18 protein-coding genes are annotated in these 25891 nt (G+C 47.8%); 14 read left to right on the forward strand and 4 right to left on the reverse strand.

Annotated elements, in window-relative coordinates; all coding sequences use genetic code 11:
* Positions 1-166: 166 nt before the first annotated feature.
* The 3 genes from MHI48_RS10005 to MHI48_RS10015 form a co-directional block, all read right to left on the reverse strand.
* Positions 167-463 (reverse strand): putative quinol monooxygenase, encoded by a 297-nt coding sequence (locus tag MHI48_RS10005; RefSeq protein WP_036609783.1) that lies wholly within the window; start codon positions 461-463, stop codon positions 167-169.
* Positions 464-527: 64 nt separating this feature from the next.
* Entirely contained in the window at positions 528-1178 is a 651-nt protein-coding gene (locus MHI48_RS10010; RefSeq protein WP_036609781.1) for a nitroreductase family protein, read from the reverse strand.
* 27 nt (positions 1179-1205) lie between these two features.
* The gene (locus MHI48_RS10015) at positions 1206-1625 is read right to left on the reverse strand and encodes a MarR family winged helix-turn-helix transcriptional regulator (RefSeq protein ID WP_036609779.1); all 420 of its coding nucleotides are present in this window, start codon (positions 1623-1625) and stop codon (positions 1206-1208) included.
* 421 nt (positions 1626-2046) lie between these two features.
* Here MHI48_RS10015 and MHI48_RS10020 point away from each other — a divergent pair, with 421 nt between their 5' ends.
* The 14 genes from MHI48_RS10020 to MHI48_RS10085 all read left to right on the forward strand — a co-directional run bounded on the left by MHI48_RS10020 (position 2047) and on the right by MHI48_RS10085 (position 24580).
* Complete coding sequence (locus tag MHI48_RS10020) at positions 2047-4068, forward strand: helix-turn-helix domain-containing protein (protein WP_405143829.1); 2022 nt, start codon at positions 2047-2049, stop codon at positions 4066-4068.
* Positions 4069-4119: 51 nt separating this feature from the next.
* Complete coding sequence (locus tag MHI48_RS10025) at positions 4120-5721, forward strand: helix-turn-helix domain-containing protein (RefSeq protein WP_405143831.1); 1602 nt, start codon at positions 4120-4122, stop codon at positions 5719-5721.
* A gap of 108 nt (positions 5722-5829) precedes the next feature.
* Positions 5830-6813 (forward strand): ABC transporter substrate-binding protein, encoded by a 984-nt coding sequence (locus tag MHI48_RS10030; RefSeq protein WP_076318382.1) that lies wholly within the window; start codon positions 5830-5832, stop codon positions 6811-6813.
* A complete protein-coding gene (locus MHI48_RS10035; RefSeq protein ID WP_076318383.1) occupies positions 6810-7622 on the forward strand; it encodes a (2Fe-2S)-binding protein in 813 nt (270 codons plus the stop codon). Before MHI48_RS10030 ends, MHI48_RS10035 begins: the two co-directional genes overlap by 4 nt.
* Positions 7623-7856: 234 nt before the next feature.
* Complete coding sequence (locus tag MHI48_RS10040) at positions 7857-8378, forward strand: TetR/AcrR family transcriptional regulator (RefSeq protein WP_076318384.1); 522 nt, start codon at positions 7857-7859, stop codon at positions 8376-8378.
* Positions 8379-8452: 74 nt separating this feature from the next.
* Complete coding sequence (locus MHI48_RS10045) at positions 8453-9412, forward strand: NAD-dependent epimerase/dehydratase family protein (RefSeq protein WP_076318385.1); 960 nt, start codon at positions 8453-8455, stop codon at positions 9410-9412.
* 351 nt (positions 9413-9763) lie between these two features.
* Positions 9764-16897, forward strand: a complete 7134-nt coding sequence (locus tag MHI48_RS10050; protein ID WP_405143834.1) for a beta strand repeat-containing protein — start codon at positions 9764-9766, stop codon at positions 16895-16897.
* Positions 16898-17008: 111 nt separating this feature from the next.
* Entirely contained in the window at positions 17009-17248 is a 240-nt protein-coding gene (locus MHI48_RS10055; RefSeq protein ID WP_017689452.1) for a DUF896 domain-containing protein, read from the forward strand.
* A gap of 323 nt (positions 17249-17571) precedes the next feature.
* Positions 17572-19002 (forward strand): NAD(P)-binding domain-containing protein, encoded by a 1431-nt coding sequence (locus MHI48_RS10060; protein WP_036609767.1) that lies wholly within the window; start codon positions 17572-17574, stop codon positions 19000-19002.
* Positions 19003-19136: 134 nt separating this feature from the next.
* Positions 19137-19622 (forward strand): hypothetical protein, encoded by a 486-nt coding sequence (locus tag MHI48_RS10065; RefSeq protein WP_036609765.1) that lies wholly within the window; start codon positions 19137-19139, stop codon positions 19620-19622.
* Positions 19623-19873: 251 nt separating this feature from the next.
* Positions 19874-20620: a DeoR/GlpR family DNA-binding transcription regulator gene (locus tag MHI48_RS10070; protein WP_017689448.1), complete on the forward strand. Its 747-nt coding sequence runs from the start codon at positions 19874-19876 to the stop codon at positions 20618-20620.
* A gap of 2 nt (positions 20621-20622) precedes the next feature.
* On the forward strand, positions 20623-21534 hold the full coding sequence (gene pfkB / locus MHI48_RS10075) for a 1-phosphofructokinase (protein WP_036609763.1): 912 nt from the start codon (positions 20623-20625) through the stop codon (positions 21532-21534).
* A gap of 90 nt (positions 21535-21624) precedes the next feature.
* Positions 21625-23592: a PTS fructose transporter subunit IIABC gene (locus MHI48_RS10080; protein WP_036609761.1), complete on the forward strand. Its 1968-nt coding sequence runs from the start codon at positions 21625-21627 to the stop codon at positions 23590-23592.
* 199 nt (positions 23593-23791) lie between these two features.
* Complete coding sequence (locus MHI48_RS10085) at positions 23792-24580, forward strand: class I SAM-dependent methyltransferase (protein WP_405143838.1); 789 nt, start codon at positions 23792-23794, stop codon at positions 24578-24580.
* Positions 24581-24719: 139 nt separating this feature from the next.
* Here the strand turns inward: MHI48_RS10085 and MHI48_RS10090 are convergent, their stop codons facing one another.
* Positions 24720-25856 (reverse strand): zinc-dependent alcohol dehydrogenase, encoded by a 1137-nt coding sequence (locus tag MHI48_RS10090; protein ID WP_405143840.1) that lies wholly within the window; start codon positions 25854-25856, stop codon positions 24720-24722.
* Positions 25857-25891: the final 35 nt, after the last annotated feature.

Consider the following 25891-nt stretch of genomic DNA (forward strand, 5'->3'; position numbering starts at 1 on the left):
GTTCACTTGTTTAATACCTCTTCAATGAGTGAAGAAAACACGCCTTAATTGGCGTGTTTTTGTTGAAGTGAACTTATTTTCAAAAGGAAACTAAAAAGCTGCCCTCGGTCATATGACCAAGAGCAGCTTTTTCACATGCACTATAAGCATGGCAGTTAATGCGCTATTAAGCTTTAACTTGTTCTCCAGCAAATACTTCAACGTTCATTGGAGCGGCCATGAATGCTGCTGCTTGTTGAACAAAAGCTTGGAAATGCGCGCTTGTGTTGTGGGATGCTGTAGCAGCTTCATCTTTCCACAGTTCGATCATCGTGTATTGTTGTTCGCGTTCTGTGCTTTTTGCCAAATCGTAGCTGATGTTACCTTCTTCTTGACGTGTAGCAGCCATCAGTTCTTTCGCAGCTGCGAGGAATGCTTGCTCTTGGTCCGGTTTAACTTGCAGATGAGCGTGAATGATAATCATAATGTATAACCTCCATATTGTGTTTGTTTGGAATGTGTTAAGAAAGGGGAAACCGTCCCTGATATTATGCCCAAGTTGTGATTGTTTCTACTGGCAGACGGTAGGAAGGATGACCTTCTTTGGCCGATTTACCAATCGAGATCAACATAACGGGTTGATAACGTTCTTTGTCCATGCCAAATGCTTCTGCAATTTGATCTTTTTCGTAACCACCGATTGGGTTAGTATCATAACCGTGAGCACGTGCTACAAGCATTAATTGCATGGAAGCAAGTCCAGCGTCGATCATATTAACTTCGCGAATAGCGGAAGCAGGCATATTTTCATAATAAGGCAATACTTTTGATAGTTGCATATCTTTAACTTCTTGTGGCATATAACCGAGTTCTACGGCTTTGCCAAAAATTTCTTCCATATGTTCCGCGTTTTTCATGTCAATGAATACGCCAATGACTGCGGAGGAAGTCAACACTTGATTTTGATTAAATCTCGCAAGTGGAGCAAGCTTTTCTTTACCTTCAGTTGTATCTACAACCAGAAAACGCCAAGGCTGCAAATTGATCGAAGATGGTGCACGGGAAGCTTCTGACAGAATTTCAGTCATTTCTTCACGGCTAATTTTCACTTCAGGATCGTAAAGTTTAACAGAACGACGACCGTAGGTGATTTCGTTAAAATCATTGGTTTTTTGGAATTTGCTTTGAATTGTACTCATGCATGGATCTCTCCTCTATATATGGGTTTAGAAATTGTTCTGCATACGTTCCAGGAAATCGGCGAGTGATTGAACTTCGTCTTCACTGAAATCCTGTAAAATCTGGTTGATAAAATTGGTCTTCTCAGCTTTGTAGCCTTCAATCTGCTTCCGACCGTGGTCCGTCAAACGAACAAAAGTGACCCGATTATCATCGGGATTTTTACGTCTTGTAACCATCAGGTCCGCCTCAAGCTGTTTCAAGTGGCGTGTAATCGCAGCACTATCAATGTTAATGATTTTCTGCAGCATGGATTGGTTAATCTCATCGACCTGATCCAGCTCATGCAGAATTTCAAAGCGAGAGGAACTGATACCTGTACAGCGTTCGAACTTGGGACTGAGTTTGTTACCCAACACGTTCAACAGATTGATGATTTGTTCTTCTTTGGAAACAATACGTGTCATGACTAGACCTCCCGGGTGAATCTGAATCATGAACAACGGCGTATGTTAACCAATGATTAATGTTGCAGTATACAATGCCATTGCCTAATGATTATTTGGATGCTCTCGAATCATTGATGTATCAATATTTGATGCGTCAATCATTGATGGCTCAATTAATATATCATGCCTTTTATGATTTTGCAACAGGTTAGAAAATGTTGCTGATTCTAGCGTTATTATCCCGCTACGTATACATTGCAGTCCAAATATGTTGTCCAAATGGATAAGTTAATATTGATTGTGCATGTTATTGAGAATTGTTATCAATTGATTTATAATGAAATGAAATATACATACTGAGCGAAAATTACAGGCTCTTCATAAAGAGTAGCAAGAAGGTATGTCGATGTAATATGGCGGGAGGGAAAGTACAGCGGATATGAATTTGAATGATCACATCAGGTTGTGGAATCATGTTTTTGTCAAAATACTGGATGTACGCCAAAACGCTTTGCATCCTGAGGAGAAGTTGAAGAATTATCAACTACCAGCAAGTACCTATCTATATATCACCGACGGAAGTGCACGGATACGAATGGATCAACACAGATACATCGTGGAGGGATTCCACATCATTCATGGAGGCAAGCAGGCGTATTTAAACATGGAGACGGATTCGGGCGTGGCGTATTATATGATTTTGTACAAAGCCATCCTAGCCTTGCCCTGTGGGATGGAAATTCAGTATCTGATGGACCATGAACGTCCGTTTCAGGACCAATATGCACTGGTACCAACCCGTCCGCTACACATGTATCAGTGTATGGAGGAATTGAAGCAGGAGTGGGAGCAGTCTACTAAGCTTGCAAAGTTACATGCCAAAACCTTATTTCATCAATGGGTATATCTTTTATTGACAGACTTACACGAACAATCCATTCAGCCACATAAACCGGATACGGTCACACAGGCTATTGAATATATGAATGCTCATCTCCATGAGCCCATAGCTCTTGACGTAATGGCAAAAGCAATGGAATGCAGTGTGGGGCACTTGTCGAGGCTGTTCAAACAAAAGTTAAACATCAGTCCCATCCAGTATCTTGGACAGATTCGAATGGAGAGGGCCGCACATCTTCTGGTGCATACCAGTGCTACGCTGCAACAGATTGCAGAACAGATCGGCTATCCGGATGCACATTCACTGAGCCGCAGTTTCAAAAAAATAAAAGGGCTTTCTCCAATTCGCTACAAAAAAGGAGTAAGCCAACGGTTAAACAAGTCGAAACACCCATTGGTATTGAACAACAAGCAAGATTTGCCCAGTGTAATGCAAGAAAATGCCCTTCATTCGTTACATTCCCATCTATATAATGATATTGATTATCAATATCAAAAGAGTGTTGGAGGGGAATTAATAATGCAAGGAAAATTCAAAATGACAGCACTAAGCATGATGTTGTGTCTCACGTTATTGCTCACGGCCTGTTCCAGTCCAGCGCCGTCTGCAAGTGGTACGCAAACAGAGACCAATGCGACTACTACACAATCGGGTAACCAGGCAACGGAGGCAGGGAAATCGACCGCACAGCCGGAGACGCGGACCGTCTCTACAATGAGGGGAGATGTGGTAATCCCGGCCAATCCGCAGCGTGTTGCTTCAGATCAATATATGGGGTACCTGCTGAAACTGGACATAGTACCGGTTGGTGTAAGAACATTTATGCTGAACGAAGGATGGATTGAAAAGTCTGGCATTGCTGCTGATGTTATAGCGGGTATTGAGGATTTGGGAGGAGAGTTCCCAATGAATCTGGAGAAGTTAGTGTCACTTGAGCCGGATCTCATCATCGGTTCCATTGATAAAAATATTGAGGATTACGAAAAAATTGCAACGACCGTCTTTTTACCTTATTGGGAAGGTGATAAAACTTCTGGCCCACTGGAAAAGCTGCGCCGGATTGCTGGTGTTTTTGGAAAAGAGAAGGAAGCAGAGCAATGGATCACGACATATGAAGAGAATATCGAAGAGACTAAGAAGCAGATTGATGGTGTAATTAAAGAAGGCGAGACTGTATCCATCATACAAATAGGGTACAAAGCGTTGTATGTACTTGGTGCAGAAGGCGGGAACTATGGTAGTTCCACGATCTATGAGATGCTGAAACTGCCTCCAACTCAGCAAGCACTCGAAATGAAGGATGGATTCGAGACGATCTCCCTTGAAGTACTGCCTGAGTATATGGGAGATCATATCTTCTTATATGGTTCGGGTAGTGAGGACGCCAAAGAGATCCTGAACAGCGAGGTTTGGAAACGTCTGCCTGCTGTGCAGAAAGGACAAGTCTACGCCTATGGTTCCTTGGATGGTACAGAGGATGAGTTCATCATGGAAGATCCCTATTCACTGGAGTTGCAGTTGGATAGTATAAAGAATTTACTATTGGGAGCTGAAAAATAGAGTGTAATCAGTTCACATAGAATCGGATCCAAACAGGGAGGGGACGTGAGCATGGAGGAAAATGATTGGATCAAACAACTGGAGCAACTACATTTCTCTGCTGTCCACGTCTGCCATTACTTTAGCAATCCCGGGGCTGTTCAGCGTCGGATCTGGAAAAGGTTCGCCATTTGCAGGGTCATCGCTGGCAAGGGATCTTTGTCTATGGATAACATTGTACATACGGTATCTCAAGACGAGTGGTTTTTGTTGAAGCCAGGAATGCATGTGGAGTTTCAGACGGATATGGAAGCACCTGTCCGATATCAGATCATTTTATTTTCCTGTGTTACACTTACCCGGCGTCGGAATGCTTGGCATACCGAGGCATTTGATCTCCCTGTGACGGGCAAGCTTAATGTTCCTTCCAATACACGTGATATTCAGGAGATGATGGATACCCTGATGAGTGGAAAACACTCGTTTACGAGTCTGGAAAAGACGCGCAGGAAACATCTTTTGCATCAGTTGTTGATTCAGTTAATGATGCACGTGAATGAAGCAACACCCCCTGTAGCGGGGATGGATTTGGCACTTGATTATATGACGCATCAGTATAGGGAAGACATTCGAATTGATCAGATGGCCCGCATGGCAGGGCTCAGTGTGAATCATTTTATAAGAACATTCAAACGACAATTAAATATGACCCCGATTGAATATATCCTGAAACTACGTATGGCAAAGGCCAAGCAGCTGTTATTTTCTTCAGATAAAATCAAGGAAATTGCGGAGCAAGTGGGTTATAAGGACGAGCACTATTTCAGCAGAGTTTTCAAGAAAAACGAAGGAATCGCCCCAACGTTGTATATGAAAAATAAAGTGAATCGCATTGCCACCTTGTATTACGGGTTGGACGATTATGTGATAACGCTTGGTTTGAGGCCAGTATCCGCTTTATCCTATGGTCAGAGGGTGGCTCGACATGTTGCCATACCTGCGCTTCAAGCACACAGTCATCAGGGACTTATTCTGGATAGCTTCAATCAGAACTATGATGATTTGAGGCGAGTCCAACCGGACCTGATCATTACAAGTGATCGTTTGGAGCCAAATGACTCCCTGCATCGTATCGCGCCTACCACCATGCTGGAGCACACCAACCATTTTGGGGAGAGGCTTCTGTATATGGCGGACATTATGGGCCGCACCGAACAGGCCGTACAGTGGATAGAACAACATGCTGAACTGAGCCGGGTTCTTCGAGGGCGCATTCAATCGAGGTGGGGGAAACAGAGTGTCATGTTCATCCGGGTGACTTCTCATTTCTACCGAATGTATGGATTGAACAACCAGACAGGGGCCCTGTTGTATGATGATTTGGGATTTTATTTGCCTCGTGATTTTCCGGAACAACAGTGGGCTGTAGAGAGCAAAGTTTGCGATTTGCAGTTATACGACGCGGATCATGTGTTTGTAATGGTCGATCCCACAGAAGAGGCACGTGCTCAACTGAGGCAATTGCAGCAATCCAGTGCATGGTTGGCATTAAAGGCTGTTCAAGTAGGCCATGTATATAATGCAGGAGATATTTTCTTCAAAACGCTGGGTCCCACCGGACGCATGTGGGCCATGCGATATGTGGCAGAGCAACTTGGGGTTACCTTACGGTGATATTGTGCAAGAGAAGAGAGTGGAATAATCCATGGTAAGCCTGTATGCTTTTCCCTACTATAGTGATAATGATTATTATTATTAAATAGTAGAGGGGATTTACTACAAATGGTAAGACAGAGAGCAACAACGATGATACTGTTGGCCCTGCTTGTGCTCGTTCTGACAGCATGTAGCAAGGCATCAGAAGTAACAGAAGCAACGCCTCCGCAACAGGATACACCTGTGGAAGAGAGTGGTACGCAAACGATTGAGCATCTTAAAGGAACAACGGTTGTACCGCAAAAAATAGAGCGTATGGTGGTATTATCTGCTGCTTACATCGATCACATGTTGACGATTGGTGAGAAACCAGCAGGCGTTAATGTAGAAGTTCGTTACGGAGGAGATTATTTGCCTTACTTTGCAGATCAGCTTGCCGGCATTCCAACGGTAGGGTCTGCAGACAGTCCTAACCTGGAGGCTATCCTTCAGATTGATCCGGATGTCATCGTTATTGAGAGTCGAACTGCGGAGAGTACGTATGATCAGTTGGAGAAAATCGCTCCGACGATTGTACTTGGTACTGAATGGCTGGATTTTGTTGATGATACAACATATTGGACACAGGATCTGTTGACCATTGCCGGGATGTACAACAAAGTGGATCTGGCAAAAGAAAAGATAGCCGAGGTAGAGCAGCAGGCGAAGCAATTAAAAGCGAAGATCGAACAACTGGATCAAAAAAAGTTGGCTTATCTGCGTGTAAGAGAGAAGACCTTGCAAATTTATGCGGCAAAAGGACATCCAACCAACACACTTTTATATCATGATCTTGGATTTGTGCCAACGACTGTGACACCTGCCGAACAACGTGAGGACCTGTCCATGGAGAAAATTGCAGATGTGGATGCTGATTTCGTAGTTCTGGAGATTGACCCGAATGCCGATGAGTATTTAAACAACATCAACGCAAGCTCACTCTGGAAGGGAGTACCGGCTGTTGGTGCAGACCAGGTCTATACGACAGATTCGTTCTGGTTGTTTAAGGGCTGGGGAGCAATTGGGCGAAGCGAGATTATCAAGGAAGTTGAAGACATGATTAATAGATGAGACGTTATCCAAGACATGATTATTCAGAGATGTCGGAAGCATTACAGCAATTTTTTGTGACGACGATCCGAGTGGACTGCGATGATTCCAAGTATCCTTTTCGTGTGAAGGATCTGCTGAATGATGAGAAACGAAACTCGATATTGCATGAACAGGCTGCGCAGCAAGGGCTTCAACTGGGCGGCAAAGGAAGTGTGGCTGTCGGTACACTTTTTGCCAAACGTTACTCCGTATTTGTGATGTCCGTAATCTCAGCATTAAGTCTATACGATACGATACTTAGCATTGCAGACGATGATGTGCGGTTTGAATTGAATGGAGCAGGTGGCATGCGATATGAGACTAGGCTGAAGAGCTCCTTTCTGGAGGATGGAGATCCTGTTCAGCGCAGGTCAGAGAGCGGCTTGCTCAAGAAGAGAATGCTGTTACATCTGGAACCTGTCCTGCGAGCAGTGGCCGTCGCTACAGGAGCGAGCGATAAGGTCATGTGGTCTCTGGTTGCGCATAATGTTCAACAACTATATGCACGTATGATCCATGATCAGAGCATTTGGAAGACAGATGAACGGCTTGCAAAGATTCAAGAAGATCAAAGCATCTGGCTGGATCGGCAAAACGATAATGCATGTACATTTGCCAATGAGCTACAGTGCTTCGAACATTCCAGTTGGCAGGGACCGCCGTTCCTGATACGTCGATATTGTTGTTTGGCTTATCAGGTTGGGAGCGGCAGTCACGCACATGGGTATTGTGACAGTTGTCCGAAGCTGGATTCGGAATCCCGATTGCGTAAACTTCTTCAGCAGTGAACAGACACTCTTGTACCGCATGGTACGAATCTGTTTCAGACAATCCATGTTCTCTTCGGTTTCCAGTGGATAGAATCTATTATCCCAAGCTACACAACCTGCAGCGGCTTGAGCCAGCGTCTGCGGGTTTGTTGGCTTTGTACAAGGTCACGATACCTTTGCATTGAGGGATAGTATTCGTTATACTTCAAGCTATTGATCAATTAATTACTAACTATTGGAGGGCGGATTATCATGGCAAAGGATACAGCAGCGTCGGTTAACCGGCGAAATGATATTATCTCTGCAGCAATTGACGTCTTCGCGGAAATTGGCTATTATCGTGCGACTACAGCCCAGGTGGCTGAACGGGCACAGATCTCACAGCCGTATATATTTCGTTTTTTCAAAACAAAAGAAGCTTTATTATTAACTGCAATTGAGGTCTCATGGACACGGGTGATTGATTCGTTTCGAATTGTGGTGGAGACGGCGACACCAGATCAGTTAGAGAATGATCTCATTGAAGCCTATGATAAGATTCTGGAATCGCACAAGAGCGAGATCTTGCTTCAGATGCAGGCGCAAACGATCCGGGAGGAAGTCATTCGTCAGGCCATGCAAAAAGGCATTAGTGATGTACGAAGCATGGTACTGGAAGCTTTCACCGTTGCAGGAATCGCTGAACCGCTAAAAAGAACCATGATTTTTCTGGCAATCGGGATGTTGTGTAATGTATCTAATGCACTGGATATGCCGGAGCTGAAGGAACGATAGAGAGGGAGGTAAAGTCCCTTTTTATATTTTAATTATTGATCAATCACTAAATAGATGAAAGAGGTCGATCCACGATGAAAAGAGCTATTGTGATTGGAGCCACAGGTGGAACAGGTGTAGCAATTACGGAGGAATTGATTAGACGAGGGATTTCAACGATCGCATTTGGGCGCTCCCGTCAAAAGTTGGAGCAACTTGCGGTAAAATTGGGATATCCGGATCACCTGCTAATTGCAGTTGGAGATGCATTTCGGTCGGAGGATATTATTGCTGCTTCCCAGGGTGCCGATGTCATATTTCATTGTGCGAATGTCCCTTATAACGAGATGGAGAGCAGGCTGATTCCGCTCGGTGAATCTGTGATGGCGGCGGCAGAACACTTGGGTCTGAACGTGGTTGTTATAGACGGAATCTATCCCTATGGCAGAAGACAAATGAAGGAAGTAACGGAAGAACATCCGAAGCAGCCACATACCCGCAAAGGCAAGACACGACTTGCCTATGAACAGATGTTATTCAGCACAAGATGGAGTAGAGCTCAGGTGATGATCGTTCGTTTGCCAGATTATTATGGCCCATCGGCTAATCAGGCTTCCTATCTGGGTTCAACTCTTGAAGCGATAGCAAAAGGAAAGATGGCTTTTTTTATCGGGAATATGAACGTGCCGAGAGAGTATATTTATTTGCCGGATGCTGCGGTCATGGTGGTGGAGCTGGCAAGCAGAGAGACGACGTATGGACAGAACTGGAACATTCCTGGATTGGGGATCATCTCGGGTCATGACATCGTGCGATTGGCACAGAAGGCTGCAGGAAGAAGTAAACCTGTGATGGCGTTAGGAAGAGTGGGATTGTCTTTGATTGGACTAGGTGTACCCGTTATGAAAGAAATTGTAGAAATGTTATATCTGACTGAGGAACCCCTGATCCTGAGTAGACAGAAGTATGAGGAACGGATTGGCCCGGTTGTGGCAACATCTTTTGAGGAAGGAATTGCGTTGACGATTAAGGAGTTGGAGTTGCAGGGGGAGTAGAGGGGAATATATTTTTTGGAGAAAAGTAATTGATTGATCACTAACTGTGAAGGTTTCATAGGTATATTGAATAGGGGGCGCACAAAGCTAGTCCAGGGCATAGAGTGTACTATTGTAAAATGCGGGGATTTGACGTGGTGTACAAGGAGGGGGGATTCTCTTGTGAGTGGTATATCCAAAAGGAAACGCAAAATTTCCTCAATCAGTACAGGTAAACGGAAAGCAAAAAAATCAAAAAAACACTCTATCCCAAAGAAGAAGAGTAAGTCTTGTAAGAAAAGCAGACGTAAATGCAAAAAAAAGAAAAGTCACAGGATTCCTTTCCTTCGCGGCCCACGGGGTTATCAGGGAATGAGAGGATTCACTGGAGCAACAGGTGCTACTGGGTTAACTGGAGACCCTGGGTATCCCGGCATATGGGGAGCAACCATTTTAACAGGACGGACCGGAGTAACGGGAACCACGGGAAGTACCGGAATAACTGGAGTCACAGGTGCAACAGGTGCAACAGGAGCTACCGGACTGATGGGCACCACAGGTGTGACTGGTACTACAGGATTTACAGGTCCGACCGGTCCAACGGGTGAGGCGGGATCAACTGGATCTACAGGAAGCACAGGAGTTACAGGATCGACTGGAGTCACAGGAACAACCGGCGCAACTGGAATTACCGGATTTGGTGTTACAGGCGTGACCGGTGCTACAGGAAATACCGGTATAACCGGCTTCACAGGTCCAACTGGAGTTGCAGGATTAGCTGGGGCTACCGGGTTCACTGGAGCAACTGGTCCAACTGGTCCAACTGGGATTGGTGTGATGGGACTAACGGGATCTACTGGTGAAACAGGATTCACAGGAGTTACAGGTTCGACTGGCCCAACCGGAGCGACGGGTCTAATAGGTATTACGGGTGCGACTGGATTAACGGGAAGTACTGGCGAAATTGGAATCACAGGCCCGTCCGGAGCAACAGGAACAACTGGTATTACTGGAACCACAGGTATTACAGGCGTCAGTGGCGTAACTGGAACGACAGGTACTACGGGCGCGACCGGCCCAACCGGTGAGACAGGTATCACCGGAGTTACAGGCGCTACAGGATTTACTGGGGCGATAGGAGTAACGGGAGGTACGGGTCCAACTGGAAATACTGGCATAACCGGCATAACCGGCATGACAGGGATAACAGGTGCGATCGGCGCAACTGGTGCCACTGGGGGGATCGGGTCTACGGGAGTTACTGGTGTTACGGGTGTAACCGGATCTACTGGAAATACTGGTGAGACGGGGCTAACAGGTATTACGGGTGAGACTGGAGTTACAGGAAGCACTGGTACTTCTGGAACAACAGGCACTACGGGAGCAACTGGCGAAACAGGCACGACAGGCATCACTGGCGTTACTGGAAATACTGGTGCTTCAGGGATTACTGGATTTACGGGCAGTACAGGTGCGACCGGTACGACTGGTTTGACAGGATTCACCGGAGCGACAGGAAGTACTGGTGAGGCGGGGCCAACAGGAGTTACAGGTACGACTGGTCTAACGGGGCCCACCGGGGGCACTGGCGAAACAGGAACAACCGGAACTACAGGAAGTACTGGAATAACAGGTAATACTGGTGAAACAGGATCAACAGGTACTACCGGATTACCTGGCGTTACGGGTACCACGGGTGTAACCGGTTCTACTGGAATTACAGGCCTCACGGGAATTACTGGTGTGACAGGACTCACTGGGGCCACTGGTATAAGTGGTGTCACTGGTGAAACAGGACCAACAGGTACAACCGGAGTAACTGGCGTTACTGGAATTGCGGGCACAACAGGAACGACTGGAATAACAGGTGCAACAGGTATTACTGGATTTACAGGCAGTACAGGTGCGATCGGAGCAACTGGTGCCACTGGCACAACCGGAGTCACAGGTACGACTGGTGTGTCAGGACCCACCGGGGATACAGGAGTAACGGGAACTACCGGTACCACAGGAATAACTGGCGTTACCGGAGCAACTGGCGCCACTGGAGAGACGGGTCTAACTGGGAACACCGGCACTACTGGAGAAACGGGTACCACCGGAGTTACAGGTGCTACAGGATCTGCTGGGGCGATAGGGGCAACGGGAAGTACAGGTACAACCGGCGTTACAGGCATAACCGGCATAACCGGCAATACTGGTGTAACAGGAGCCACAGGAATTACTGGAGCAACTGGAACTACTGGAGATACAGGTCAAACAGGGGTCACAGGAACGACAGGGTTAACAGGGGTAACCGGAATCACCGGTGAGACTGGAGCAACCGGAATTACAGGTATCTCGGGAGTGACTGGCGTAACCGGAATGACGGGAATTACGGGAGCGACCGGGGCCACTGGTGTCACTGGAGAGACGGGTCTAACAGGAGGTACAGGTGCAACTGGTATTACAGGTCTTACGGGTGCGACTGGGACCACAGGAATCACGGGTACAGCTGGTGTAACTGGAGAGTCGGGTCTAACTGGGGCTACAGGTGTAACGGGCTCAACCGGTTCGACTGGCCCAACAGGAGAGACAGGACTAACAGGTCTAACTGGAGCTACTGGAAGTACGGGTGCGACGGGAACAACTGGTGTTACAGGTGCAGCCGGAGTTAGTGGCACAACAGGAATTGCTGGCGTAACTGGCGCGACAGGACTCACCGGGGTTACTGGTTCAACTGGTAATACCGGAGCTACTGGCATAACCGGGGTCACCGGCGAAACAGGGCCAACCGGCACAACTGGCTTAACTGGCGTTACGGGTACAATTGGTGTGACCGGAGCAACAGGCGTCACTGGAGAGACAGGAGCTACAGGTCTGACGGGAAATACAGGACCAACGGGTGTCACCGGATTTACGGGTCCAACAGGTGAAACAGGAATCACTGGAGTTACAGGCCCTACTGGAGCAACCGGCTCAATCGGAACTACTGGAGATACAGGTTCAACAGGGGTCACAGGTACGACTGGTGTGACGGGACCGACCGGTGCAACTGGAGAAACGGGAATTACAGGTGCGGCTGGACTAACTGGCATTACCGGAACCACGGGCGTTACTGGGGAGACTGGTCTAACAGGGAACACAGGTGTAACGGGACCAACCGGCACGACTGGTTTAACTGGCGTAACGGGACTTACTGGTGTGACCGGAACTACTGGCACTAGTGGCATAACGGGAACAACTGGTATTACGGGAGTAACCGGAGCAACAGGTGTCACTGGAGAGACGGGTCTAACAGGAGGTACAGGTGCAACTGGTATTACAGGTGCTATGGGTGCGACTGGACTAACTGGTATTACCGGAACCACGGGTACAGCTGGGGTAACGGGCCCAACAGGTGCCACTGGAGCAACAGGAAGTATAGGTGCCACGGGAGTAACCGGAACAACTGGTGTAACTGGAGAGTCGGGTCTAACAGGAGTCACTGGTGTCACTGGTGTCACCGGGGAAACGGGTATAACTGGGGCCACAGGTGTAACGGGCCCTACCGGATCGACTGGCCCTACAGGAGAGACGGGGTTAACCGGGGTCACAGGTCCGACTGGTGTGACGGGACTGAACGGTGCAACTGGAGAAACTGGAATTACAGGTACAACTGGACTAACTGGCATTACTGGAACCACGGGTATCACAGGCGTGACCGGAGTTACCGGACTGACTGGTGTCACTGGGGAAACGGGTCTAACAGGATTCACAGGCGCGACGGGACCGACGGGATCGACTGGGGCGACAGGAGCAACCGGAATTACAGGTATCTCGGGAGTGACTGGCATAACCGGAACGACAGGTGTTACTGGGGAGACCGGTCTAACAGGAAACACAGGTGTAACGGGCCCTACCGGTTCGACTGGCCCAACTGGTGAAATAGGACCAACCGGCACGACTGGCTTAACTGGCGTTACGGGTACAATTGGTGCGACCGGAGCAACAGGCGTCACTGGAGAGACGGGTCTAACTGGGAGCACAGGTACGACTGGAGTTACTGGTATACCCGGTCCGATAGGCACTACAGGACTAACAGGGAATACTGGTGAAACAGGATCAACAGGAACTACTGGAGCTACTGGAACTACAGGTCCAACAGGTACGACTGGTGTGACGGGATCAACTGGAGAAACGGGGATTACAGGTGCAACAGGAGTTAGTGGCATAACAGGAATTACCGGAACGACAGGTGTAACTGGAGAAACAGGGTTCACAGGACCAACCGGTGTGACCGGAGCCACTGGGGTCACAGGGGAAACGGGTACGACTGGAGCAACGGGAAGTACGGGTACTACGGGAGTTACTGGTGTTACGGGATTAACTGGAGCCACGGGCATTACAGGAGAGACGGGTGTAACAGGCGTTACCGGCACGACAGGACCAACCGGAGCCACTGGTGCGACTGGAGTTACAGGATCAACGGGGAGTACGGGTTCCACAGGAATAACTGGCGTAACCGGACCGACTGGTGCTACTGGTATTACTGGGGTAACTGGATTTACAGGAGTTACAGGGGCAACCGGTCCAACGGGTATTACTGGTGAAGCAGGAATTACAGGCGCCACCGGCACAACTGGCCAAACTGGTGAGACGGGAGTAACTGGACTTACTGGGGTTACAGGTAATACAGGATTTACTGGAACGACGGGAACAACTGGTGCCACAGGAGAGACGGGTCTAAGAGGGGTCACAGGTACGACTGGTGTGACGGGGCCCACCGGGGCTACTGGAGTAACAGGAAGCACGGGCATTACAGGAGAGACGGGTGTAACAGGCGCCACCGGTACAACAGGTGTAACGGGACCAACCGGTGCGACCGGAGCCACTGGGGCAACCGGAACTACGGGAGTTACTGGCGTAACCGGCTCGACTGGAGAGACGGGTGCAACAGGCGTTACCGGCACGACAGGTACAACAGGACCAACCGGAGCCACTGGTGCGACTGGCATAACCGGAGTTACAGGTACGACTGGTGCTACAGGGGCAACCGGTCCAACGGGTATTACTGGTGAAACAGGAGCAACCGGCACGACCGGCGTAACTGGCATTACGGGTGTGACTGGAGCTACTGGAATTACAGGTGCCACCGGCCCAACTGGTCAAACTGGTGTGACGGGACCCACCGGGGCTACTGGAGCAACGGGAACTACGGGAGTTACTGGTGTAACCGGCGCGACTGGCGTAACTGGTGTTACGGGTACAACAGGTACGACTGGAGCAACAGGAACCACGGGTATTACAGGAGAGACAGGTGTAACAGGCGTTACCGGCCCGACAGGTGTAACGGGACCCACCGGGGCTACTGGAGCAACGGGAACTACGGGTATCACAGGTTCGACTGGCATAACCGGAGTTACAGGTACGAATGGTGCTACAGGGGCAACCGGTCCAACGGGTATTACTGGTGAAACAGGAGCAACCGGCACGACTGGCTTAACTGGTGTTACGGGCACAATTGGTGCGACCGGAGCAACAGGCGTCACTGGAGAGACGGGTCTAACTGGGAGCACAGGAGCCACAGGAATTACTGGTGCTACAGGTCCAACAGGGGTCACAGGAACGACAGGTGAGACGGGTCTAACCGGGATTACAGGTGCGACTGGTGCTACTGGAATTACTGGGGTAACTGGATTTACAGGAGCCACTGGTGCCACTGGAGAGACGGGTCTAACAGGGGTCACAGGTACGACTGGTGTGACGGGGCCCACCGGGGCTACTGGAGCAACAGGAACCACGGGCATTACAGGAGAGACGGGCGTAACAGGCGCCATCGGTACAACAGGTGTAACGGGACCAACCGGTGCGACCGGAGCCACTGGGGCAACCGGAACTACGGGAGTTACTGGCGTAACCGGCTCGACTGGAGAGACGGGTGCAACAGGCGTTACCGGCACGACAGGTACAACAGGACCAACCGGAGCCACTGGTGCGACTGGCATAACCGGAGTTACAGGTACGACTGGTGCTACAGGGGCAACCGGTCCAACGGGTATTACTGGTGAAACAGGAGCAACCGGCACGACCGGCGTAACTGGCATTACGGGTGTGACTGGAGCTACTGGAATTACAGGTGCCACCGGCCCAACTGGTCAAACTGGAGAGACGGGTCTAACAGGGGGCACAGGTACGACTGGTGTGACGGGACCAACCGGGGCTACTGGAGCAACGGGAACTACGGGAGTTACAGGCGTAACCGGAGCGACAGGAACTACGGGTGCGACTGGTGCCACTGGCACAACTGGCACAACTGGCGTAACTGGTGTTACGGGTACAACAGGTACAACAGGTACGACTGGAGCCACTGGGATCACAGGTGTGACTGGAGCAATAGGAACCACGGGTATTACAGGAGAGACGGGTCTAACAGGGGGCACAGGTACGACTGGTGTGACGGGACCAACCGGGGCTACTGGAGCAACGGGAACTACGGGAGTTACAGGCGTAACCGGAGCGACAGGAACTACGGGTGCGACTGGTGCCACTGGGATCACAGGTGTGACTGGAGCAATAGGAACCACGGGTATTACAGGAGAGACGGGTGTAACAGGCGTTACAGGCACGACCGGCGCGACGGGAACAACAGGAACCACGGGTATTACTGGCGTGACCGGAGCAGCTGGGGCTACAGGGCTCACAGGTGTATCAGGAGCCACCGGAAGTACTGGTTCAACAGGAGTTACCGGTATAACTGGCGCGACCGGAACAACTGGAGAAACAGGAATAACGGGAGCTACAGGACTAACTGGTGTAACTGGGACAACAGGAACTACAGGTGCAACTGGGGTTGCCGGAGTTACGGGAACTACTGGGGTTACAGGCATCACAGGAGCCACCGGCCCGACTGGACCAACTGGGGCTAATGGAATTACGGGGGCAACCGGTGTAACGAGTGCAACCGGAGCTACGGGTGCCACTGGAGCAACAGGCATAACAGGAACTACCGGTGCGACTGGGGCAACGGGGCTGACAGGAGCCACGGGCCCAACCGGCCCCAATTTTGCAACACAAGGGTTCTCGGCATTCCTGGCTACACTTTCGACAGCAACCAGCACTCAGTTAACCAACTGGACGACTACGGCTCCCTATTACGGTAATGCCAACTTCAATGCAACAACAGGAAACTATACCGTCCCGGTAACCGGAAGATACTCCATTGTGGCCACGATCAATTATGCAACGACTGCAGCGATTGCCCTATCTCTGGGTGCTGGGGTTAACCCAGCCTTTCTTGTACAGAGAACATCACCTACGGTAACGACACTTGTCAGTGGTTTGTTGCCCGTCCTAAATGTCGCGATCACGCTACTCACACTGCGGGCAGTGCTGGGAAGTGGTTCAGTGACTTTGGCAGTGGAAGTCGCATTGAATGCGGGAGATGTGATTGGACTGTTCTATGCTGCAAATGGGTTGACGATTACATTGAACCTGGGCAGTGGTGCTACAAATGGAATTGTGTGGTCTGTGCATGAGATCACCTAAACACTTCTCAACGGATTGCGCCTATGGACAAATTCGTAAAGTTGTAATAAGTTAGTTTGAAGATATTCGAAGTATCTTTCGAAATTTGGACTAACAAGTGAGGTGGATTGCATGATTCCTATTTTGGGACGCATTAACGAATTAAGTCGAAAACAACGCAGCAGCGTCGGCTTGACAAAAGCAGAACAAAGCGAGCAGCAAGAGCTTAGAAAACAATATTTGCAGGCTATTCGAGGTCAGGTGCTGACAACCATGCTGGCAGTATCCGTTGTGGACCCACTGGGTCATGATGTGACCCCTGAGAAATTAACCAATGAAAAATTGCAGCGCCGTGAACAAGCCGGCCAATAGCATTCCTTTAAAAAGACAGACCAAGGTTACATCTTGGTCTGTCTTTTTTTATTTTCTGCAATCATCCGCTCAGCAGGAACTGCATTAATAATCCAGTTAGAGTTTCGTATTAATTAACAAGCATGTTAGATATTTTTAGTATTGATGACAATAAATCTACCGCGAACTTCAAAAAATCCCCGATAACTCATATAATAACGCTAATATATTTCAGAAACACAAAGAAAAATCACAATTACTCTCAATATAACTGACAACAAACTTACATCAAATAATCAAAGAAAGATTAGTTCATATATGTATCTCGAAAGGGTTGATGAATCATGAGCCTGGAAGCTTTAAATGAACGTGTGAAGAATGATCTGGCTTATTTGTCATTTGGTGGCGCGAACTGGGTACGTCCAAGAGAACATGCAGATGGTCATGTCTATGATGTCGTCATTGTGGGTGGAGGCCAGAGTGGATTAGGAGCGGCATTTGGACTTCTTCGTGAACGGATCTCCAATATTGTTGTCATTGACGAGAATGCATCGGGGCTTGAAGGACCTTGGGAGACTTATGCGCGTATGGTTACTTTGCGCACACCCAAGCATCTGACTTCCATCGATCTGGGGATCCCCTCGTTAACCTTTCGCTCATGGTGGGAAGCACAGGTAGGGCCCGAAGGTTGGGAAGAGGTAGATAAAATCCCGCGTGGAGACTGGATGAATTATTTACGCTGGTATCGGAAAGTGCTGAATCTGCCTGTGCTTAATGAGGTAGAAGTGACGCTGGTTGAGCCTATAGAGAACGGAATACATCGACTTCATGTGAACAAGGCTGGATCTCAGATGGACGTTATACTTGCTCGCAAAGTAGTGTTTGCTACGGGAATACAAGGTGGTGGAGAGTGGCATGTGCCATCCATGATTGCGGATAGATTACCTCGGGATCGGTATGCACATACGTCGGAAGCAATTGATTTTGATCGGTTAAAAGGTAAAAGGGTTGCTGTTCTTGGCGGCGGCGCTTCTGCATTCGATAATGCCAGTTATGCCCTTGCCACCGGTGTGGCAGAAGCTTATGTATTTGTACGGCGGGAACAACTGCCTAGTGTTAATCCCATTCGTCAGATGGAACAATCCGGTATGATAGAGCGATACCACGCTCTTCCGGTTGCTGATAAATATGAAGTGATCTCTCATTTCTTCAAATTCAATCAACCGCCTACCAATGATACGTTTAATCGTGCGGCAGCCTGGCCAGGATTCGAACTACATTTGAATTCGCCTTGGCTGAGTGTAGAAGCAACAGACCAAGGCGCGATTGTGCATACCGCGCAGGGTGCATATGAGTTTGATTTTCTAATTATTAGCACAGGTCTTCTCAGTGATCCGGCACTCCGTCCTGAACTGAAGCTTGTGGAGCCATACATCGCACGTTGGGAGGATTGTTACCAGGCTCCGCCAGAGCTTCGCAATGCGTTGCTGGACGCACATCCATACCTGAGTTCCGGGTTTGCAATGACCAGCAGGAGTGAACAGGGTGAGAAACCGTTGCACGGACTGTTTGTATTCAACTACTCTGCACTTGCCAGCTGTGGTCTGTCGGCATCGGCAATATCGGGGACCAAGAGCGCGGTGCCGAAACTGGTCTCTGCCATAGCGGATCAATTGTTCCTCGATGATCGGGAGATTATTTTGCAACAATTCTATGCGTATGAAGAACAGGAATTTACGGCTACGTGGGTGAAAAGTGGTGCCCTCGCTGAGTAATCGCACTCTATAATATTGTGAACGTGTGGCATCTGATGCTGCACGTTTTTTCGTTTTTCATATGATGAAGGTTACACTTGCCTTTAATTTGTTGTAAAATGTCGGTTGGAACATGTTAAAGGCAGGGATAATAGATGAATGAAATGAACTATGAACAATTTAGAGCCCATTTGAAGAAAGCGTCGCGTAAACGAAATGTACCTTTGATTAAGATCGTAGCATTTCAAGAGAAATACATGAAGATTGAAGAAGTTCAATTTTACGATGTGGAACAAAATCATATGAGTGTTCGGGCCTGCAATACGTTGTGGATGCATCTGGAGAATAAATCTTTCCGTAATATGGTGTCCCAACATTTGCAGTTTTATAGAGATATGGAGAACCTGGGTCGCCATTCCTTTGAGAATCTGATCAAAGAACTATATGATACGTCTGTTCCTGTTCTGCTCGATTACAATCCCGCTCATTATTACACCTCGGGGCAGCTCGCTGAGATTCTGGTCATGGACGAGGAGAGGTTAATTGAACAATTGGAGATGGGCCGCTTCAAGGGTGCTTTTATTAATGAAGATGGCAAATGGCTTAAACCCAAACCGGATGCTATGGTTGTAGAGTCATAAACGTCATGCAGTTCCCATGAAAATCAAAATCCTGCAACGCCGCGCATCAAGCGCTGGAGGCTGCAGGATTTTTAATGAAGATTTGAAGGGCACAGAATTCCAACTTTAAGAACATGAAGTAAGAAAGGGACAATTGGACAAGAAAATAAGTCGAAAGATGCGGGTTTTTGAATGTTTTTAAATTATTTTGAATGAAAGTGGTTGTTTTTTGAGTGAATTATGATACTATAGAAGCAGTTGGAGGAATGAAGATGCTGACTGAAGAACGATATGCTGCAATTATAGAGCGCTTACATTTACAGGGAATTGTGAAATTGCAAGAGCTTGTTGATGTGTTGGGTGCTTCTGAATCAACAATTAGGCGTGACTTGATCGATCTGGAGAGTCGTCAGATGCTCAAACGCATCCACGGCGGTGCCGCACTGGTGAATGAAAAAACGCTGGAACCGGGCATGGAAGAAAAAACGTTCAAAAACATTCAACAAAAAACGACGATTGCCCGTTTGGCTGCACAGGAGATCGAAAATGGCGAATGCATTTATCTGGATGCAGGAACGACAACGTTAGCCATGATTCCTTTTATTGAAGCTAAAGACGTAACGGTTGTTACCAATGGACTTTCACATGTTGAGGCTTTGGTAAGCAAGCGTATTCGCAGTTATTTGCTCGGAGGTATGATGAAAATTCATACAAAAGCAGTCATTGGCAGTATCGCATTACAGAACATGGATAATTTCCGTTTTGATAAATGTTTTCTTGGAAGCAACGGAGTTGATCCCGAAATGGGGTATACAACACCGGATCCGGAGGAAGCCTTGATTAAAAGGCGTGCACATCAATTGTCGGGAAAATCTTATGTGCTGGCTGATTCCAGCAAAATAGGGGAAATTACTTTTGCCAAATTGTTTGATTTGGAGGAGGCCGATTTGATTACCGAGCAGATGCCAGAACATTGGCGGCCTGGAATCGCCCAGAAAACTAAAATAATTGAGGGATAACGATGATATATACGATAACACTTAACCCGTCCATTGATTACATCGTGGAAGTGGATGAGCTGAAGCTTGGCGGATTGAATCGAATGAATCGGGATTTGAAGCTCCCTGGCGGCAAAGGCATTAATGTCTCTCGCATACTGAATCAACTTGGAGCAGATAACACGGCTATTGGTTTCCTTGGTGGATTCACGGGACGTTTCATTAATGACAAGTTGCAAGAAGATAACATTCGGACAGACTTTGTTACGATTGCAGACGATACTCGCATTAACATCAAGCTGAAGCATGGAGAAGAGACAGAGATTAATGGTCTTGGACCTGCAATAAGTGCCGAAGAGGCGGAGCAGTTGCTTCACAAATTGTCCTCATTGCAAAAAGGAGATATTGTCATTCTCTCCGGAAGTGTACCTCCTTCACTTGGAACGGATTTTTATGATCGTCTCATTAAAGTGTGCAAGCAAACGGGTGCCGAATTTGTGATTGATACAACTGGCCCTGCGTTAATGGAAGCTCTTGAACATGCACCATTGCTGGTGAAGCCAAATCATCATGAACTGGCCGAACTGTTCGGTGTAACGATTAATACTCGCGAGGAACTGGTGTTATACGGGCGTAAGTTGCTGGAAGCCGGTGCCAAACATGTGTTGATCTCCATGGCAGGCGAGGGTGCATTATTCATTACCAAAGCGGAAGTTCATCATGCGAATGTGCCAAAAGGTACTGTGAAAAACTCGGTTGGTGCCGGTGACTCCATGATTGGCGGATTCGTAGGTACCTATGTACAGAGCGGAAATTTGCTGGAAGCTTTCCGCACAGGGGTTGCATCTGGAAGCGCAACTGCGTTCTCGGATGATCTGGCAACACGTGAATTGATTGATGAATTGCGTAATCAAGTGACCATTACGACAATCTAGTCTAACGGTCTTATAGAAGGTCTTAATTGTAATTGTAATGTAGTGAGGCCTGCCTATGCAGGCCGACTGAACTTAAGGGAGTGTACCAAGATGAGAATAACAGACTTGATGATCCAAGAAACGATGATCATGGACCTGCAAGCCACAACCAAAGATGAGGCTATTGATGAACTAATTGCAAGCCTGAACCGAAGCGGACGAATCAATGATCCGGTCCTGTTCAAGGAAATGATCTATAAAAGAGAAGCTGAATCCAGCACAGGTATCGGTGGCGGAATTGCAATGCCACATGCCAAAACAACAGCGGTGAACGAACCAACAGTTGTATTTGCCAAGAGTAGAAAAGGACTTGATTTTGAAGCGTTGGATGATCAGCCAGCTCATGTGTTCTTCATGATTGCGGCTCCAGAAGGCGCAGGTAATACCCATCTGCGTACGCTTGCAGCTCTTTCCAGGTTGTTGATTGATAGCGATTTCATCTCACAATTGATGAGTACAGATACACCAGCCGAAGTTAGTGCATTGTTTGATGCCAAACAGGCTGAAGCAGCTGAGAAGGAAGCAGCCAAAGAAAAAGAAAAAGCTGAAAAAGCAGCAAATGCCGCATCCACTTCTACTACTGGTCAGCAACAGAATACTTCTGGTGTGATTGTAGGTAATGCCAATTCGGAAGATTTTGTTGTTGCGGTTACAGCCTGTCCAACCGGTATAGCTCATACGTTTATGGCTGAAGATGCACTTAAAAAGAAAGCTCAGGAAATGGGCATTAATATTCGCGTAGAGACAAACGGCTCTGAAGGAGCGCAGAATGTTCTCACTGCTGATGAGATCGCTCGTGCTAAAGGGGTTATCGTTGCCGCAGACAAAAATGTGGAGATGGCACGTTTCGATGGCAAACCGGTATTGCAAAGACCGGTGAGTGATGGAATCCGTAAATCCGAAGAGCTGATTCGCAAGGCTGTTAACGGTGATGCACCGATCTATCGCAGCCAAGGCGGAAATGCCAAGGAAGAGGGTGCAAGCACTGGCAAGATTAGTGTAGGTAGCAAAATCTATAAAGATCTGATGAATGGTATCTCGCATATGCTACCATTCGTTGTAGGTGGCGGTATACTGCTAGCAATCTCCTTCTTGTTCGAACAGCTTGCTAGCCCTGAGAATCCGATTGTGCAACTGCTTCAAACGATCGGTGGCGGAACAGGTGCGTTCCACTTCCTGATTCCGGTACTTGCCGGATTTATCGCGATGAGCATTGGTGATCGCCCAGCCCTGATGCCTGGTATGGTCGGTGGATTGATGGCGGTTAACTCAAATGCCGGTTTCCTTGGTGGTTTGGCTGCCGGTTTCCTGGCGGGTTATGTAGTTATTGGTCTCCGTAAGTTGTTCAAAGGATTGCCAAAAGCGATTGATGGCTTGAAACCAATCTTGCTGTATCCGGTATTTGGTTTGCTGATCGTGGGTGCCATCAGTTTCTATGTCTTTGATCCAATCTTTGGTTCCCTGAACACCTGGCTTGTAGATGCACTGGGTAATCTGGGTACAGGTAATGCGGTATTGTTGGGCTTGTTGCTTGGCGGTATGATGTCCATCGATATGGGTGGACCGTTCAACAAAGCAGCTTACACGTTCGCCATTGGTGTATTCACATCCAGTGGTAACACAGACGGTGCATGGATGGCAGCGGTAATGGCAGGCGGTATGGTGCCTCCTCTGGCGATTGCACTTGCAACAACATTCTTCAAATCCAAATTTACAGAGCAAGAACGCAAATCAGGCCTGACTAACTATGTACTTGGATTCTCTTTCATTACAGAAGGTGCAATTCCATTTGCTGCGGCTGATCCATTACGTGTATTGACTTCTTGTATTCTGGGTTCCGCTGTTGCTGGCGGATTGACACAACTGTGGAGCATTAATGTACCAGCTCCGCACGGCGGGATCTTTGTTGCAGCACTGGCGAACCACGCATTATTGTTCCTGCTCGCTGTTGCGATTGGTTCTGTGATCTCCGGTCTGATTCTGGGACTGTGGAAGAAGTCACCAACGCTTGTGAAGTAATAAATATAAGAAACATCTCCTGGGTGAAATTCACTTGGGGGATGTTTTTTATTTCAGCTTTTTGGTTAGGCAGTGGAAAGTTGCCTCCGGATTTGTGTAAAATGCTTATTTAGCTTTTACATTCATCTATGGTAAAATAAATATAATTATATTTTGAAACTATGTTTCGTCTAATGAAACTTATGCAGGAGGAATTGGAATGTCTGATGTAATCAAAAGTCAGGTGCAGAAGCAGTTTGCGAAAAATGCAGGTAAATATGTGACGAGTTCGGGGCATGCCAAAGGTGAGGATCTCGCGTTGCTCGTGGCTTCATCTCAAGCCACTCCGGATATGAACGTGCTGGATATCGCCACTGGAGGAGGGCATGTCGCTAATGCATTGGCTCCACTTGTTCAGCGGGTGACAGCCCTCGATCTAACGGAAGAAATGCTTCAGGTAGCTGAAGCATTTATCCAGGGCAATGGACACCGTAATGTAGATTTTGTTGCCGGGGATGCAGAGAAGCTGCCATTCGATGATGATATCTATGACCTTGTAACCTGCCGAATCGCTGCTCACCATTTTCCGGACGTTTCTTCGTTTGTTCATGAGACATTACGAGTTATGAAGCCCGGCGGAAGGTTGTTATTCATTGACAACGTGGCACCTGAACGGGATGAGAATGACCAGTTTTACAATGAAGTGGAGAAGTGTCGGGATGCAAGCCATGTTCGGTCATGGCGCAAGACGGAATGGATTCATATGCTGGAGTATGCGGGCTTCCGAATGGAAACGATGGTTTCCTTCCAGAAGCGCTTTAAGTTTGAAGAGTGGTGTAACCGTGCGGCACTGCCGGAACGGGAGAGAAGGGAACTTGAAGCAAGTATGTTGAGTGCACCGTCCATCATCAGAAAATTTTTCAATTTTGAAGTGACAACGAACGGGAAGCTCGACAGCTTCCAAGGAGAAAGTGTGTATATCCAAGCGATTAAACTGACTCATGTCTGATTAGGTAAAGACCATTTAGCTGGTTCAGCAGTTTATGCAACGGTAACAGGATGAATGTCGATAAAATAAAACAAGCAGAGTACCTTGAACGGGTAGTTCTGCTTGTTTTATTTTGCATATTTATAATCAAAGCGACGGTTCAGGGTTTTAGTATAACTTTGGTACATTCGTCTTCATGATCGTTGAAAATGCGGTATGCATCGCTTGCATTCTCCAGTGAAATCCGATGGGAGATGATCTCCGTTGGATCAAATTCACCAGCAGTGATTTTGCGGAACAATGGCATGTAATGTATAACAGGAGCTTGTCCCATTTTAAGATTGATATTGCGTTCAAACAAATTACCTAACGGAAACATGTTGTAGGAAGAGCCATATACACCCGTAAGTTGGAGTGTACCGAATTTGCGGATTGCTTTCATGCCGATTTCAATCGCACTCAGTGAACCGCCATGAAGTTTCAGCTTCTGTCCGATCTCCTCCAGCGTGGTTTTTTTACCATCCATACCTACACAGTCGATAACAACGTCGGTTCCGCCTTGTGTAATCTCACGAATGTGCTCACCCATATCATCGTAATCTTCGAAATTAAAGATCTCTGCATCGTTCAAACGTTTGGCTTTCTCCAGTCGATAGGGCAGGCGATCCACAGCAATAACACGTTTCGCACCTTTCATCCAGGCGAACTTCTGCGTCATCAGCCCAATGGGTCCACTACCGAGTACAGTGACCGTATCTCCCGGTTTAACTCCGGCATTCTCCACGCTCCAATATGCGGTTGGAAGAACATCGGACAGGAATAATAAAGCCTCATCTTCCAGTTCACAGGATTCAGGAATCACAAACGGAGTGAAGTTCCCGTAGGGAACACGCAATAATTCTGCCTGACCTCCGGGGTGGTTTCCGTAACGTTCGGTGAATCCGAAATATCCACCTGTATGAATATCCGGATTGCCATTGGAATTATCGCACTGGCTCTCCATGTCATGATTGCAATAGAAGCATTCACCACAAGCGATGTTAAAAGGTAGGACCACACGGTCCCCCTTCTTCACACGTGTCACTTCTGGACCTACTTCTTCTACAATGCCCATCGGTTCATGACCGATAACGTAATCTTTGGCAGCAGGCAAGGCTCCCTGATAAATATGCAGATCCGATCCACATATAGCTGTGGAAGTAATACGAACGATAATGTCATCCTTCTGTTGCAGTTTGGGATCTTCAACCTCTTTGACTTGAATGTCCTTGATTCCCTGAAACGTAACGGCTCTCATCTTTCATATTCCTCCTTATATAGTGGGATTCTCTG

The sequence above is a fragment of the Paenibacillus sp. FSL H7-0942 genome, assembly GCF_045040715.1.
Taxonomy (GTDB): Bacteria; Bacillota; Bacilli; order Paenibacillales; family Paenibacillaceae; genus Paenibacillus; species Paenibacillus amylolyticus.